A 15,791-nucleotide genomic window follows, 5' to 3' on the forward strand; every position below is an offset into this window, starting at 1 on the left:
TCTCCCAGGTTTGGTGGGTAAAATGTATTCTAGGATACAGTCCTGCTGGCGAGTGAGTGGAACGAACCACAAAGACACAAAGGACACAAAGATTGATCGATCATATTGTAAGTTAAACTGATCACACAGAACCTAGAAGAGCCCAAATCCTGCTTGATCATTACTTTCTATTACTCCTCTAAACAATAATTCAAGATGAGAATGTCAAACATTTTAAAAACCAGCTTACTCAGTTTAACAATTTATAGCTTGATCAACCTTTTCTCCATAAAGACACAAGCAGAAATAGGCGATCCGAATGGTTCCAATAATCAACCCCAAACAGGCTGGACACTATGGCAACGTTGGGATAAATTAACCGATGCAAAGATAGATTTCGGTTTCTCCAATATGGACTTAGGAGCAGGACTAGAATTACAGCAATTATGTTTTGGCGAAGTTGACACCCCCAATGCAGAGAAGAAACAACAAGAAACCTACTGGTGGAGATTAGATAATGACATCAATCAAATAGGTTCCGGAAAAATACAATATGGCTGTTGGATAAATGGTCAATTCAAAGGCACTAATACTGTTACTGCCTATAACACCTCTTTAGGAACTGTTCCTTGCTTGCGCGTTAATAGTTCCGTGAAAAATGGCTTAATAATTTATGAAGACTCTACCACTAATTCTCGTCCTTTAGGCATCGTTAAAAGTGGCCAAATGATTAAAGGCGAATTTTTTCCTTTAATAATCTTTACAACCAATGATAATCTGAACTGGGTGGTCATAAAATCACCACAAGAAGGCTGGATATTAACGGGGAAAACCGGCATCAATGAAAATGTTTCTTTATGTAAAAACTAAAAACTTAACCTACGGAAAAATTGGGTTTATAGCTCCTAATCAAGAATTGAAAAATAACTTCTTAGGTATCCCCCCTACCTCCCCTTTCAAAGGTAGAAACCGAAGGCGAGGGGATTGCGTAAACCGTCCTCTATTCCTTCAACCACGCCAAAAAATCTCTCTACTCGCGCTTAGAAATTAATTGAATGGAAACATCCTTTCCCTAGCTGAGAGACTATCGGTCTTAGAGTCGTTTCTAGTCGCAGATATGGACAAGCTGGTGATCCTAAATCAGATGGGAAAGATGCTCTTTAATCCCCTAGTTATTTTATTTCTTCTGTGGGAGGTGCGCCCTTGCAAGTTCTTAAGTGCTGTATTATTGATCAAGGAAAGCCGTTCTTAAATGGCGGGTTTTTTAACCGAAATTTGCGATAATAAGATGCGATTAAATTATCTACTGGCCATCAATGCAGATTTTTAGCTCTTTTGTCTCATCCACGGCCACTTTTGCCGAATTATCCCTACAAGCGGCCAAGGCCCCTGTTGATACCCTCACGGGTTGGTCATTAGAGGATCGCGATCCGCAAGTGATCGAAAAATTTGTCCCCCTTCTGGATTGGTTTTATCACCATTATTTTCGGGTTAAAACCGATGGTTGGGAAAATATTCCCCCCTCAGGACAGGTATTATTCATCGGCTCCCATAACGGCGGTTTAGCGGCCCCCGATATGTTTATGATGATGTATGATTGGTTTCAGCGCTTTGGCAGCGATCGCTTAGTCTATGGTTTGATGGATTCGCGAGTCTGGCGAGTTTTTCCATCCCAAGCGCATCTAGTGGCCCAAATGGGAGCTATTCATGCTCATCCCAAAATGGCGATCGCTGCTTTAAATAGTGGCGCTAGTGTCCTAATTTATCCAGGAGGTGCTACGGATGTTTTCCGTCCCCACAGTTTAAGAAATAAAATTCATTTTGCCGGTAATCAAGCTTTTGTTAAACTAGCTTTACAGTACGAAGTGCCGATTATTCCCGCCATTTCCCACGGCGCTCACTCGACTCTGTTTGTCCTCGACGATATTTATCCTCAATTAAAAGAATTGCATAAAAAGGGTATGCCTTGGCCCTTCGGTATTGACCCCGGAACCTGTCCCATCTATTTCGGTTTACCCTGGGGACTAGCTATCGGTCCCTTGCCGAATATTCCCTTACCCGTACCGATACATACCCGGGTTTGTCCCCCAATTATTTTTGAACGTTACGGCAAAAAAGCGGCCCGGGACCGCCGTTATGTACGCGAATGTTATGAGAAAGTCTGTTATTTGATGCAGCAACAACTCGATCAATTAGTGGCAGCCAATTCTCCCTGATACTATAGAGGAAAGTGGGGACAGAGCGATCACACTTGAGCATTGCTGCGGTCAGATTGGCCCGCTTGTGAGATAATGAAGTGTTTTGAGCAAAGTTATCAGTACAAAGTTTTCTCTTGAGATTTGACGATTATTTGGGGAATGCAGAAAATTATGAAACTATTACCCGCAGAATGCCAGCATTTACAAGACAAAGTAGCCATAGTAACTGGGGCCTCGCGAGGGATCGGTAAAGCGATCGCCTTGGAATTAGCCAGCCAGGGTGCTACTGTAGTGGTGAACTATGCTAAATCTAGCAGTGCTGCCGATGCCGTTGTTGAAGAAATTACCGCAGCTGGGGGAAAGGCAATAGCTCTACAAGCAGATGTGGCTAAAAGCGAAGAAGTGGATAATTTAGTAGATAGTACCAAGGAAAAATTCGGTCATATTGATGTCTTAGTTAATAATGCCGGCATTACCCGGGATACGCTAATGTTAAGAATGAAATTAGAAGACTGGCAAGCGGTCATCGATCTCAATTTAACCGGGGTTTTTCTCTGCACTCGTGCCGTCGGTAAATTGATGTTAAAACAGAAAAGCGGCCGCATAATTAACATCACTTCTGTATCCGGTTTGATGGGTAATCCGGGTCAATCTAATTACAGCGCCGCTAAAGCCGGTGTTATCGGTTTAACGAAAACTTTAGCCAAAGAATTTGCCAGTCGAGGCATCACTGTTAATGCCGTGGCCCCCGGCTTTATTGAAACTGATATGACTCATGACCTCAAAGCAGATGAAATTCTCAAATATATCCCCCTCTCCCGTTATGGAAAACCGGAAGAAGTCGCTGGAATGGTGCGTTTTTTAGCCGCCGATCCCGCCGCTATTTATATCACCGGTCAAGTCTTTAACGTCGATGGTGGTATGGTTATGGCTTAATTCAGTTATCAGTTATCAGTCGTTGGTCGTCAGAATTTAGCTTTTTTATCCCAACTCTGGCACTCTCATCTCCCCACTTCCCAATTCATAATTCATAATTCATAATTTATAATTTAAAATGACTTACTGTTTAGGAATTATCAATCGTTTTGGCATTGTTATGGGGGCGGATTCTCGCACGAATGCGGGAGTCGATTATATCTCGGCCTATCGGAAATTATTTGACTTTTCGGTATCGGGAGAAAGAGTAATTATGGTCTGTACATCGGGGAATTTATCGATTAGCCAAGGAGTGATTCACGAACTAAAAAGAGATCTGCACAATCAAGAGGATAAAAATCTCCATTCTCTGACTCATCTCTACGATATCGCCCACTATATCGGTGATAAAAGTCGTCAAGTACAAGCTAGGGAAAGAACTTGGCTAGAACAAGATAATATTGATTTTAAATGTAAGTTTATTCTTGGGGGACAAATTAAAGGAGAAGAACCGCAATTATTCATGATTTATCCCCAAGGAAATCATATTCAAGCCACCAAAGAAACGCCCTTTTTACAGATAGGTGAAACTAAATACGGTAAACCGATTCTCGATCGCACCATTACCTATGATACACCCCTAGAGGAAATGGCTAAATGTGCCTTACTTTCCATCGATTCGACCATGAAATCGAATATTTCCGTCGGACCGCCCATCTATTTGAGTATGTATGAAGCGAATAGCCTAAGCCTACGTCATAAGTTACAATTGCGTCTAGGAGACCCCTACCTAGCCAAAATGCGGAAACTCTGGGAGGATTACGTCCGGCAAGCTTTCGAGGCTATGCCCAATGTGGAATGGCATTATACCGATGAAGACCCCAAAGAAGATATCATAATAGATTAAGTAGATCTTTTTAACTTAACTTGACAATTCGATGATCATTGTTACCTTGATGTTGGCAGGTAGTCTAGCTTGGTTTTTTAGTACCCTTGCTGGTGGGGGCAGCCCCCTGATTCTACTCCCCGTTTTAGGTTGGTTTCTCGATGCTGCCGTCATTCCTCCAGTTTTAACCACGGGGATGCTACTCGGTAACGTCCAACGCATGGGAATGTATTGGCGCGCCATTGACTGGCCCTCGACGGTGTGGTATTTACCTGGGGCAATTATGGGATCTACCCTCGGTGCTTTTGTCTTTGCCCATTTACAATTCAAATGGTTGCCGCTAGTTTTGGGAATTTTTCTAGTTTTATCCTCGCTTAAACAATTATTTCCCCAAGAAGAAAATCGTTTTTTTGAGATTAAAACTTGGTATTTTATGCCCTCGGGATTTATCTACGCTTTCCTGTCGGGATTAGTCGGCAGTACCGGCCCGATGATGAACCTGTTTTATATTAACTATGGGCTAGTTAAAGAGCCAATGGTGGCAACGAAATCCGTTCACATGGTAGTAGTTCATGTGGCCAAATTAATCGCCTACGCAGCTTTTGGAGTTTTACATCTGCCTTTTCTTGGTTACGGTTTATTATTAGGATTAGCGGCCTGGCCGGGCAATTGGTTAGGACAAAAAGTTTTAGAAAAAATGAGTCCCCAACAATTTAAACAAGCAGTCATGTTATTCGTTTCGATGAGTGGCCTATTGATGATCTGGCGAGAACGGGGCATCGTTTTTTAAAATTTTGCTGACAAGGGGACAAATTTTGCTAGAATACTAGATGAAGGTGAATTGTATTAACCATGGCTAATACACCGATAACCGTTAAATTTGCTCCTTGATTAACCCCGCAACTGAAAATGACAGAAATCGCCAATTTTACCCTCGAACAAGGTTTAGAACGCTACCAACAGGGAGAAAGTGCCGCCAGTTTATTGCCCGAATTTAAAGAATTAAGCGATCGCAGTCCGAAAAATGCCGCCGTTTGGTCCTGTTTGGCTTGGTTATATATGCTCACCGATAAACCGGAATTAGCCCTAAAAGCCGCCCAAAAAGCCGTAAAACTCGATAAAGTTTCCCCGCAAAACCGGATCAATTTGGTTTTAGCTATGTTGGAAACCAAAACCGCCGGAGTTAGGGAACATATCGAACTGGTGCAACAATTAATTAGTTTAAACAAAGAAGTTCGCCAAGAAGTGGATGAAAATATCGCCGATGGTTTAGCTAGAAAACCCGATTGGAAAAGTTTAGAACGCATCAAAGCTTGGTTAAATGAATAAGAATATGGAATTATCAAAACAGTTATTACTAGGCTTAAAAGCCAATGATTTTCGGCATCCCATCGACCTAGAGGCGACTAACTCCCTTAAACAGTTGCCCGGTTTAGATATAGCCGTGAGAAGTTTGTTAGGTTCCGTCGCTGAGGAATTCTTTTACCTAAATAATATTGCTGCTAGTGTTTTGGTGGGGGAAAAACAATTACCCGACCTGCATAATCTACTCCTAGAAGCTTGCCGAGTTCTCGACTTAGAACCACCTCAATTATACATTCAACAAAACCCCGTTCCTAACGCCTATACCTTCGCCATGCGCGGCAAAAAACCGTTTATGGTGATGCACACTTCCCTAATTGAAATGCTGACTCCCGCAGAAATTCAAGCGGTAATCGCCCACGAATTAGGTCATCTCAAATGTGAACACGGCGTTTATCTGACTTTAGCCAATATTATGGTCCTAGCGGCGGGATTGCTGCCCAATTGGGGGACAATGTTAGCACGATCCCTACAGGAGAGAATGTTAGCATGGGTGCGCTGCGCCGAGTTTAGCTGCGATCGAGCGGCTTTATTGGCAGTTCAAGACCCCAAAATCGTCATGTCGGTGTTAATGAAGTTAGCCGGAGGTTCCCCCAGTCTGGCACCTTTATTAAATTTAGAGGCTTTTATCGATCAGGCCAAGTCCTACGATGCCGTCAGCACCTCGGAAATGGGCGAAATGTTAAAGGGTTTGCAAACCCAACAGTTAACCCATCCCCTCCCCGTCCTGCGCGCGCGAGAAATCGATCGTTGGGCCAGTTCCCCCGATTATCACAATTTGTTAAAGGGTTCAAAAATGGGTTATAATGATAAAGCTAAGGCCAAGGGCGAATGGCGAAATTGGTAGACGCACCACACTCAAAATGTGGCGAGGCAGCCCCTCATGTCGGTTCGAGTCCGACTCCGCCCATTAAAATGACAAAAACCAAGCATAAGAATTTATGGTGCGTTACCGCAATTTTAACTTAGTGTCAGCATTCTTCCCTCGCTTTTAGCGATGGCATGAATGATGACCAGTATATAGGGTTTGCTGAATATTACTGGAAGCCCTAAATAATCCCATCAGACAAGATAAATAAAATTCCCCTTTTTCAGGGGAATTTTATATTGAAAGATCACAGTTAACCCTAGTTTTCCTGTTTCGGCTGTTTTAACTTTTTCAACCATTCAGCCCGTTCTCGATAATTCATGTAAGATTTAGAGCCAGCTTTTATAACGTCACTTGCATCTTCAGATAAATATTTTTCATTCAAAGAATTTTGCTGGGCTGTATCGCTGTTGGATTCTGTCGCAAAACTGTTTTGCCCCTTGTTTAGTAAACCTGAAAGCATAGCCTTCCTCTCCTGGTGCTAGTGTTACCCAATTGATACCCTCCATCATAACCTGCTTTTCATAATAGGGGATCGCCTCTGAGAGAGAGTGCAGCAAAATCAAAGTTTCATGACAATCCCCAGTACATAGCGACAATGCCATATTGACTACATACCAGATTAACCATAATCCCACTGGCTTGTAAGATGTCTGTTTATCAATTCTCTCTAGATAATCGATGAATATATACTCTGGAGACTTATTTTTAAGTTCTTCAATATCTTCGACAGAGTCGTTAAATGCCGAAAAATGAACTAAACCTAAACACTTTCCATTAAGTGTCAGTTTAACTATTGCCTGATACTGAAAATCGGCTTTTTCCCAGAAAGACTCCCAATAGAATTCGCACTCTCCTCGTTTTAATGAGGGCATATCATCTTGAGTTGCTTCTGTTAATTCAGCTTGTCCAATAGAACCAGATTGATCTTGAAGGGTGACTTGATAACGAGGTAATGCCATCTACAGGATTATTCTGGGGTACATATTTCTATTATCTCACTCTCATGTAAGAGTTGCGCTAATTCAAGTCTGAATTGCACCACTGCCTGATCTATCTTCATAGAATACCCTATTCGGGGTACAGGGTAAGCGCAGGGAGCATCTCACCTTTGTAACCCCTAAATCAGGTTTTTATGTCAAGCTATTTTGAAAGCCTTGCTAGAAACCAGTTTTATAGATAAGTATAATTACTCACTTGCATAAATGAGATGCTCCCGTAAGCGCATCTTAACAATCCTTGGTAAAATTAACTTTGTGTGAGTTGCTTGCCCACGATTCAGGCATATTTGAGTAGAATTTGCCGTCTCAATTGTTAAGTAACAATCGACTAAATAGGTCGAGTTTGTCACTATTCTGATTGCCTATTATCACTTGACATTCCTATAGGCAGGTCTATCACAAAATCGGCCAATTATCAATAGCGTTTGAGATGCGCTCACCCAGTAATAAAGAATAGTTTTAATGCCAATCTGCGGACTTTTGCTCCGAAGGAACTGTTGGGATTAACCAAGGTTTGTTATAATTAATCCTATAGACAGTCGATCGAGAGCAACAATATGTTAAATGCAGTGGAATTTAAAGCCAAAATCAAACAAGGTATTATCGAAATTCCCGAAGAATACCAACAGGACTTGAGGGAAGACAGCGAAGTTCAAGTTATTGTGATCAAACAAACGACGACTAGAACGAATTCAGAACTCAAAAATCAGGAAATTATCGATGATTTAACCGAAAATCCCGTTAAAGTCTCTGGATTTCTCTCTCGTGATGAAATTTATAATCGCCAATCGTAAATAAAAATGTTAACCAGCTTTATTGATACTAACATTTGGCTTTATCGGTTCTTTGAGGATCAACGAATAGAAGTTTTGGAAAGAGAAAGAAAGCGCATTATTGCCACTTCTATTACTGAAGAATCAAACTTGATTATTAGCACTCAAGTTATTAATGAAATCTCCGTTAATTTGCTTAGAAAAGCTAATTTTCAGGAAGAGAGGATTAGCTCTATCAATCGAGAGCTTTACAATCGTTGTCGAGTGGTAGAATTTAACTTAACAATTCTTGAATCCGCTTCTAATCTTCGTACTCAATACAGTTTTTCTTTTTGGGATAGTTTAATTGTAGCTAGTGCCTTAGCATCCGATGCTAGTATTCTTTACTCTGAAGATATGCAGGATGGGTTAATAATATCTAATCAACTAACTTTAATTAATCCCTTTCGATCAAGTTGATTATCAGTATGATATTATTAAATTACTCATTTAATCAATAGTGATGAATAGGCAACAAAAGCGAGTTTTATCCCTATTTTCTGGCTGCGGGGGAATGGACTTAGGATTAGAGGGAGGTTTTTGGGTACACCAAGACTGTATTAATGAAAATATTCATCGAGATTGGATAGTAGAAAGACGGGAACCATGGCTAAAACTACCGCGCACTACTTTTGAAACTGTCTTTGCTAATGATATAACTAAAGCTGCTCATAATGCTTGGATTCCCTACTTTGAAAAAAGGGGTAAAAAGAATGTATTTCACTTGGGGAGTATTGTAGATTTAGTCAAACAAGCAGAAAAAGGAGAGTTTCAGTTTCCCAGTAATATCGATGTAGTAACGGGAGGTTTTCCCTGTCAAGATTTTAGTGTTTCAGGAAAAAGAAAGGGGTTTAATTCTCACAAAAGTCACACGGGTAAACTACTAGACGAGAGTGAAGATAGTTTTCAGGACAATCGCGGGAAACTCTATTATTGGATGAAGAGAGTTATTGAATTAACCTTACCTAAAGTTTTTATTGCTGAAAATGTCAAAGGTTTAATCTCTTTGGCCAATGTTAAAGATATAATTGAAGATGATTTTAGTGCCATTGGTAAAGATGGATATATAGTTATCCCTAAACTTCTCTTTGCTCCCGATTATGGAATTCCCCAAACTAGGGAAAGAATTATCTTTATCGGTTTAAATAAAACCTATTTAAAAGCGACAGCGATAGGACATCTAGAAAATAATGATATTTTTCCGCATTCAACCCATAAAGTTATTAAGCATCAATTAAATCTGTTTGAGTCAATATATCCTCTTAAAACTTACAGTACAGTGGGTCAGATATTATCAGGTTTAGCAGAACCAGAAGATGAGTTATTTGACCTCTCACAAAAAAGTTATTCAAAAGCTAAACATTATGGAAAAACTCAGGGACAAATCGAGGTTAATTTACAGGGTTTAGGTCCGACTATTCGCTCGGAACATCACGGTAATATTGAATTTAGGAGATTATCTTTAGAATTAGGGGGAAAGATAGTTAATGAGTTAGAAGCAGGGTTAAAAATGAGACGTTTAACTGTGCGGGAATGTGCGAGAATACAGACTTTTCCCGATGATTTTGAATTTGTGCGTCCACAAAACAAGGGAGATGAAAAATATTCACTTTCGGCTACGGATGGTTACAAATTAATTGGTAATGCTGTGCCACCTTTGCTTGCTTACCATATTGCTAGACACCTAGAACATCAATGGAATTATTTGTTTGAAGATATTTATTCAGTCGGCAAAAACTTATGTGTAGCATTGCCTTAATAAATAAAAATCATCTCCTGACGACCGACTCCTCAAAATCCCAACTTTACACCTCACCCTTAATACCATTTTCTTTATTCGTGGCAGACATCCTACTCCCCTCTCCCAGAACTGGAGAGGGGTTAGGGGTGAGGGTAATTACCATCCCTAACGTTACTGTTACTTTAGAAAAATGGTATAAGATAACTGCTATAATCTGGTCTTCTTATTCTTTGGTGTGATAGGTTTAACTCAATATATAAGCGATCAATCTTTGTGTTCTTTGTGTCTTTGTGGTTCGTTCCAGTCGCTCACTAGCATCACTGTATTTTAGAATACATTTTACCCGCCAAACCCAAGAGAGTCATAACCTGAGTTCGGAATCAGGGAAAACGGCAAAATTTCCCTAACCCGAACTCACCTTGATTACAAAACCTTATGGGTGTGAGAATGTTGTTTGACGTTATCCTCCGTCCGCACCAGATGAACAGCATTTAAGATGCGTTTTTTCTCTAGGGAAAAGTTTAAATCGTCTTTTTGGCCGCCCAAGGGGATTAACCCTTGTAGGTGGGGTTGATTTTTATAGGTGCGAGTTGCAGCAATCGCCCTTTCGACAAAATTCTCGCATAATTGGGCATTATCGGGGAAATTACTGGGTATTTGAGGATTATCGTCCTGAAATACCTCTCCTAAAGCCATGGCGCGGGCAAATTCGTAGGAAGTGGGAATTCCTTTGACAATTGCTTCTAGAGCTGCCGAGGGAATCGGTTCTAACACCGCCACTTTTTCTAATTCTCCCTCCTGTTTGAGAAAACAAATCGCTAAACCGAATACACAATAATCATCTTTTGTCAAGTCAGAAATGTTTAAGAATTGTGTCGCTGTGGCCATTATTTTAATCCTGAGTCGCTCTTTCTTTAATCTTGGGGGCGATGAGCGATCGAATCAAGGTTTTTATTAAGAGATATGAATGAGAAAAATTTAGCAGGGTTGGGCGGCGCTAACGCCCCAAGACGCAAAAAACTGAGAACTGTTAGACTAGAAACCAGCAGATTAACTGATAAACGAGCTTTATGTCACCCACCCTACTCATCTCCAAAGAACTCCCCACCCTGAAATATAATCCTAGTCTGGAGCGCTTTGATAGCTCTTGGGCGGCCCCTTTGTCCACTCTTCTGGGACTGGGACGGGCTGCCGGGGCGACTTTTATCGAATTTTTCCTGGAAAGAGTCAACTATATCAGTTGTTTAGCCGAAGATGACAGCATCACCAGTCTCTCACCGAAACTATCTACAGGGGCAGGAATCCGCCTTTTTCGCGGGAAAGCCGATTGTTATGTCAGTACCAACGATTTAAGCTTCCAAGGCTTAAAAAATGCCCTAGAAAAAGGTTTATCGATTCTCGGTTTAAACCTACCCAGTCCTAACGCGTATATTCCCGAAATCAATCTGGAAATGTTCCGGGATTATGCCACGGTCAAAAATAAAGATATTTGGCTCAATAATTGCAGTTCTTTGGGAGAAATGGGTGATATTCTCCTCGCTGCCAACGGTAAATTAAATCAGAAAGCCTCTCACGTCCAATCTCGTCGCGCCGCTTATTTTCGCGATTGGCAAGAAATTTTAGTTGCCGCTAGTGACGGCACTTTTGCCCGGGATATTCGCCTCACCCAATCGGTGGGCTATAATCTCCTCTGTGCCGATGGGGCTAATCGTTCTAGCATTGGTAAACGGTTGGGTAGTACCAGTAATCCCGATTTTCTGCGGACGTGGAATGCCGAGGAATCGGCGGCAGAAGTGGCCGAATCGGCGGGTAAAATGCTTTACGCTGACTATGTAGAATCCGGCAGTTATCCCATCGTCATGGCCAATGAATTTGGCGGCGTTATCTTCCACGAAGCCTGCGGTCATTTGCTAGAAACTACGCAAATTGAGCAAAAAACCACACCCTTTCTCGATAAAAAAGGCGAAAAAATCGCCCACGACAACCTGACGGCTTGGGACGAGGGATTATCCGATAAAGCTTTCGGTACTATCGATATGGACGATGAGGGAATGCCGGCCCAGCGTACTCTCCTAATTGAAAATGGTATCCTAAAAAACTTCATTGCCGATCGCACCGGTTCAATTAAAACCGGCCATCCGCGCACGGGTAGCGGTCGCCGTCAAAACTACACCTATGCGGCCGCTAGTCGGATGCGGAATACCTACATCGCACCTGGGGAATATACCCTCGATAATCTCTTTAATTCCATCGATAAAGGCATTTATTGCAAAAAAATGGGCGGTGGTAGTGTGGGGGCGACCGGTGAATTTAATTTCGCCGTCGAGGAGGCCTATCTTATCGAAAATGGCAACCTGACTAAACCCCTGAAAGGCGCGACTTTAATCGGTTCAGCCAAGGAGATTATGAATAAAATCTCTATGTGTTCCCAAGATTTAGGTCTAGCGGCGGGTTTTTGCGGTTCTGTCAGTGGCAGCGTTTATGTCACCGTTGGTCAACCCCATTTAAAAGTAGATTCTATTACCGTTGGCGGTCGTTAATCATGACTTTAGTAATTCTCTACTATTTCCTCATTGCCATCATGATAGTGGGGATAATTGGCGAACTGCTGCCCGCTATCCCCGGCATGAGTTTGATTTTAATCGCCATGCTGGTGTGGGGTTTTGTCACCAAATTTGCGGGGATGGGGGTCGCTTTAACCGTGGCCTTTGTTATCCTTCTCCTCAGTCTGGGGGTGGAATTCCTCGCTAGTTATCTCGGCGCCCAAAAAGTTGGGGCGAGCAATTGGAGTCAAATCGGTCTAGTAGTGGGTTTATTAGCGGGAATATTCGGGCTTTTACCCGCTTTACCCATTGGCGGCCCGATTATCGGTCTATTTGTCGGTCCTGTGGTGGGGGCTTTTTTGGGAGAATACGCCTATCGTCGCGATTTGGAATTAACCCCCCGTTTGCAACAATCCCTAAAAGTCTGTGTCGGTATCGTCGTCGGTACGGTTATCGGTCACGTTGCCAAAGCTATGCTGGCCACGGCTGCCGTTATCGTCTTTATTGTCACCACTTGGCCCAATCTCTCTTCAGTTATCAGTTATCAGTTATCAGTTATCAGTTATCAGTTATCAGTTTTCAGAACGTAGGTTGGGTTGAAGCATGAAACCCAACGCCCGCATGGTTTACGCTACCGCTAACCCATCCTACAAATAATTGTGCCTCCCTACTTATCCAGCTTACGGCTGACCGCTATCAGTTATCAGATTTGAGTTTTCAGTGGACACTGTTAAGTGGCAAGTTCTGAGCTTTCTTTTCACTGATTACTGATTACTGTTTACTGATAACTGAAAAATCCTCCAACACCAAAAAAAATCTATGCCAAAAGTTGAAGATATCGCCCAAATCGCTAATTCTAGCGCCCAAGCTTTAGGAATTGCTAAATACGACATCTATGGTTCTTCTGTCGATGAAACCGATGTGGATGTGTTTCAAGGGGAACCGAAACAGGTACAAGCTTCCAATCGTTCCAGCGTTATCGTTCGCGTCTGGAATCAGGATAATCAAGTCGGTGTCACCTCCACCACCGATGTGGACCCGGTGGGACTGCAATTAGCCCTAAAAACCGCTCAGGAAGCCAGCGTTTTTGGCGTTAAGGAAAATGTCCCCGATTTTAGTCCCGCTGCCACCGCACCTACCACAGAAGTGGCCAGCGAAATGTCTAATCAAGCACCTGTATCCACTCTCGTCGATAAGTTATTAGCCGCCGAAAAATCCCTACTAGCGGCCCATCCGGCTATTGCCAGTGTTCCCTATAATGGTTTGGGACAACAGCAGGTCAGACGTTTTTATCTCAATAGCGACGGGGCAATGCGTCAGGAAGCGCGTAGTTATGCCAGTGTGTATTTATACACCAAAACCGAACAGGAAGGCAAAAAACCCCGCAGCGCTGGTGCTTTTCGGGTGAGTCTGGGCCTGGAAAAATTAGATATCGATGGTTGCATCGAGGAAGCGATTACCAAAACTGTTAGCCATCTAGACTATCAACCGATTACCACGGGTAAATATTTGGTGGTTTTTGCCCCCCGGGCCTTTTTGAGTCTAATGGGAGCATTTTCTAATCTGTTTAATGCCCAAAATGTCCTTGATAAACAGAGTCTTTCTACTCCTGAATCTTTGGGAACACAAATCGCTGCTACTGCCTTAAATTTGTGTGATGATGCCCTCCATCCAGCTAATGTTGCCGCAGAAACTTTTGATAGTGAAGGCACTCCCACCCATCGTGTGGAATTAATAAAAGAGGGGATTTTGAGTAATTTTCTCCATAGCACGATTACCGCTAAACGGATGAATACGGAACCGACTGGCAACGGTAACATTGGGTCAAAAGTAACGGTTAGTCCCCATTTTTATCACGTTTTTGCTAGTGCCAATCAACCCAAAAGCTATTCTTTGGAAACAGCAAAAAATGTGGTTTTAATTGATAGTTTACAGGCACTTCATGCGGGAGTTAATTCTCTACAAGGTTCCTTCTCTTTGCCCTTTGACGGTTGGTTAGTGAACAAAAATGAGCGCGTTAGCATCGATTCCGCTACCGTAGCCGGGGATATTTTAACACTGCTGAAATCGATTGTTTATCTGGAACCGGAAGCAGTTATTACTCCCAGTGGTGTTTGTCCCTACGTTTGGGTAGAGGGTTTATCAATCACGGGAGAAGCTTAACACTATACCGAACCAAAAATAGGGGGTATTAACTAGGGAAATACCCCCAGCAAGATCAGGAGAATTACGGTCAGGAAATTCTAGCAAATATAATCTATCCCCGTCTATCAAGAAATATTACAAAAAACATGAGTAGATTAAGAAAGGTTAATGGGTGTATCCATTGATAGATAGGGGTTTTCGGCTATTGTAGTAGATATGTATGTGGGGAAGTTCAGACATATAGAAAAACTGGCGATTACGATTCACGACGGTTATAAGTACCTAGGCAAAATTAATTACATACTCGCCTCCAAAATTGTCCAGCACTTTTTTAACGTAAGCGAGGAGGCTCTTTCGGTCTTTATAGGCGCTAAATTCAATCCATTCATATTTTAAAAATCTCCATAATATTTCAATTAAATTTAAATGAGGTGAATAAGTGGGCAACCAAAATATTTTCAAATTTTTCTTTTCCCATTCCTCAAGTTTCTCCATAAATGCCTCGCTGGTATGAATGGAAGCTTGGTCAATTATTATGACAGTTTTTTTCTGTATATTTTGGGAATATTTATCCAGAAAATTAATAACTATCTCGCTAGTAACCGTTCCGACCTGTGTCTCATAAAATAATTGATTATCTCGTTTCATTATTCCTAAAATATTTAGTCTTTTACCTTCAATTGGTGGTAACTTTATCGTGGTTTTTTCTTCTTGCCAAGCGTAAGGAATACAAGGCTTTGAATCCCATCCCATTTCATCCAAATATCCTATCTCAATCTCTCCTCTTTTTTCCTGTTTTTTTAGTTCTTCTAAAATAGGTAGTTTGACCTCAAGCTCCCACTCATCAGGGGTTTTGGCGACCCCTCTTCTCACCCTTTTCCACCTCATGTTGATTTTTTTTATGAGTCTTTTTATCGTGTCTTTGCTTACGGTTAATTTCCATTCTTCTACAATTTTTATCTGGATTTTTTTTAAGCTTTTCGGTTCTTCTTTTACCCAGTCAATAACTTGTTGACCTTGTGCTTCTGTCAATTTAGGTTTTCTCCCTCTTCCTCGACGATTATAAAAACCAATTAGTTTTCTATCTTCCCAGGCCGTCAACCAATTATAGATGGTCTTTCTCGTAACTCCAAATATTCCGCTCAATTCTTCTATCGTGGTTCCCTGAAAACTTAAGAGTATACATTTCGCTCGCTCTCTTACTTGATGATGTTTACTAGCTCGATAAATTCTCTCTAGCATTTTCTGGCTCTCGGGGTTTAGGTCTCTAATCAATCTCATGGTATTTTCCTGCTGCTTCGTTTTTTTATTTATTATACTTCTTAATTTTTTATTTGGGTA

16 protein-coding genes and 1 tRNA gene are annotated in these 15,791 nt (G+C 41.7%); 14 read left to right on the forward strand and 3 right to left on the reverse strand.

Annotated features, from left to right (window positions below; all coding sequences use genetic code 11):
* Positions 1 to 201 precede the first annotated feature (201 nt).
* From B5D77_RS04065 to B5D77_RS04105, 8 genes are all read left to right on the forward strand, one after another.
* On the forward strand, positions 202 to 849 hold the full coding sequence (locus B5D77_RS04065; RefSeq protein WP_253257720.1) for an SH3 domain-containing protein: 648 nt from the start codon (positions 202 to 204) through the stop codon (positions 847 to 849).
* A 446-nt stretch (positions 850 to 1,295) separates the two neighbouring features.
* On the forward strand, positions 1,296 to 2,195 hold the full coding sequence (locus B5D77_RS04075) for a lysophospholipid acyltransferase family protein (RefSeq protein WP_106908329.1): 900 nt from the start codon (positions 1,296 to 1,298) through the stop codon (positions 2,193 to 2,195).
* Positions 2,196 to 2,336: 141 nt separating this feature from the next.
* Entirely contained in the window at positions 2,337 to 3,113 is a 777-nt protein-coding gene (fabG, locus tag B5D77_RS04080) for a 3-oxoacyl-[acyl-carrier-protein] reductase (RefSeq protein ID WP_002766731.1), read from the forward strand.
* Between the two features lie 118 nt (positions 3,114 to 3,231).
* Complete coding sequence (locus B5D77_RS04085; protein WP_008202279.1) at positions 3,232 to 3,999, forward strand: proteasome-type protease; 768 nt, start codon at positions 3,232 to 3,234, stop codon at positions 3,997 to 3,999.
* A gap of 31 nt (positions 4,000 to 4,030) precedes the next feature.
* On the forward strand, positions 4,031 to 4,768 hold the full coding sequence (locus B5D77_RS04090; protein WP_008202281.1) for a sulfite exporter TauE/SafE family protein: 738 nt from the start codon (positions 4,031 to 4,033) through the stop codon (positions 4,766 to 4,768).
* Between the two features lie 119 nt (positions 4,769 to 4,887).
* Positions 4,888 to 5,307, forward strand: a complete 420-nt coding sequence (locus B5D77_RS04095) for a M48 family metallopeptidase (RefSeq protein ID WP_106908330.1) — start codon at positions 4,888 to 4,890, stop codon at positions 5,305 to 5,307.
* Positions 5,300 to 6,187 (forward strand): M48 family metallopeptidase, encoded by an 888-nt coding sequence (locus B5D77_RS04100; protein ID WP_008202285.1) that lies wholly within the window; start codon positions 5,300 to 5,302, stop codon positions 6,185 to 6,187. The genes B5D77_RS04095 and B5D77_RS04100 overlap by 8 nt, the downstream gene beginning before the upstream one ends.
* Positions 6,166 to 6,250: transfer RNA gene (locus tag B5D77_RS04105), tRNA-Leu, on the forward strand. Before B5D77_RS04100 ends, B5D77_RS04105 begins: the two co-directional genes overlap by 22 nt.
* A 335-nt stretch (positions 6,251 to 6,585) precedes the next feature.
* Here B5D77_RS04105 and B5D77_RS04115 read toward each other — a convergent pair.
* Positions 6,586 to 7,170 (reverse strand): hypothetical protein, encoded by a 585-nt coding sequence (locus B5D77_RS04115; RefSeq protein ID WP_008202288.1) that lies wholly within the window; start codon positions 7,168 to 7,170, stop codon positions 6,586 to 6,588.
* Positions 7,171 to 7,766: 596 nt separating this feature from the next.
* On the opposite strand from B5D77_RS04115, the gene B5D77_RS04120 reads away from it, so the two are divergent.
* Genes B5D77_RS04120 through B5D77_RS04130 form a run of 3 tightly spaced genes read left to right on the forward strand, consistent with a single transcriptional unit; the run spans position 7,767 to position 9,780 of the window.
* Entirely contained in the window at positions 7,767 to 8,003 is a 237-nt protein-coding gene (locus B5D77_RS04120; RefSeq protein WP_008202290.1) for a hypothetical protein, read from the forward strand.
* 6 nt (positions 8,004 to 8,009) lie between these two features.
* Positions 8,010 to 8,441, forward strand: coding sequence for a PIN domain-containing protein (locus B5D77_RS04125; RefSeq protein ID WP_106908331.1), 432 nt, complete (start codon positions 8,010 to 8,012; stop codon positions 8,439 to 8,441).
* 43 nt (positions 8,442 to 8,484) lie between these two features.
* On the forward strand, positions 8,485 to 9,780 hold the full coding sequence (locus tag B5D77_RS04130) for a DNA cytosine methyltransferase (protein WP_008202295.1): 1,296 nt from the start codon (positions 8,485 to 8,487) through the stop codon (positions 9,778 to 9,780).
* Between the two features lie 405 nt (positions 9,781 to 10,185).
* On the opposite strand, the gene B5D77_RS04135 is transcribed toward B5D77_RS04130, so the two are convergent.
* Positions 10,186 to 10,650 carry a hypothetical protein gene (locus B5D77_RS04135; protein ID WP_008202299.1) on the reverse strand — a complete coding sequence of 155 codons (465 nt, stop codon included), beginning with the start codon at positions 10,648 to 10,650 and terminating at the stop codon, positions 10,186 to 10,188.
* Positions 10,651 to 10,832: 182 nt separating this feature from the next.
* On the opposite strand from B5D77_RS04135, the gene B5D77_RS04140 reads away from it, so the two are divergent.
* The 3 genes from B5D77_RS04140 to B5D77_RS04150 all read left to right on the forward strand — a co-directional run bounded on the left by B5D77_RS04140 (position 10,833) and on the right by B5D77_RS04150 (position 14,468).
* Positions 10,833 to 12,302: a TldD/PmbA family protein gene (locus B5D77_RS04140; RefSeq protein ID WP_008202303.1), complete on the forward strand. Its 1,470-nt coding sequence runs from the start codon at positions 10,833 to 10,835 to the stop codon at positions 12,300 to 12,302.
* 2 nt (positions 12,303 to 12,304) lie between these two features.
* Positions 12,305 to 12,895, forward strand: a complete 591-nt coding sequence (locus B5D77_RS04145) for a DUF456 domain-containing protein (RefSeq protein WP_106908332.1) — start codon at positions 12,305 to 12,307, stop codon at positions 12,893 to 12,895.
* A gap of 229 nt (positions 12,896 to 13,124) precedes the next feature.
* Positions 13,125 to 14,468 (forward strand): TldD/PmbA family protein, encoded by a 1,344-nt coding sequence (locus B5D77_RS04150; protein WP_106908333.1) that lies wholly within the window; start codon positions 13,125 to 13,127, stop codon positions 14,466 to 14,468.
* Between the two features lie 264 nt (positions 14,469 to 14,732).
* On the opposite strand, the gene B5D77_RS04155 is transcribed toward B5D77_RS04150, so the two are convergent.
* Positions 14,733 to 15,731 carry an IS630-like element ISMae24 family transposase gene (locus B5D77_RS04155; RefSeq protein WP_106908334.1) on the reverse strand — a complete coding sequence of 333 codons (999 nt, stop codon included), beginning with the start codon at positions 15,729 to 15,731 and terminating at the stop codon, positions 14,733 to 14,735.
* Between the last annotated feature and the right edge of the window lie 60 nt (positions 15,732 to 15,791).

The organism is Microcystis sp. MC19, from assembly GCF_003019735.1.
In the GTDB taxonomy this organism is placed as follows: Bacteria; Cyanobacteriota; Cyanobacteriia; order Cyanobacteriales; family Microcystaceae; genus Microcystis.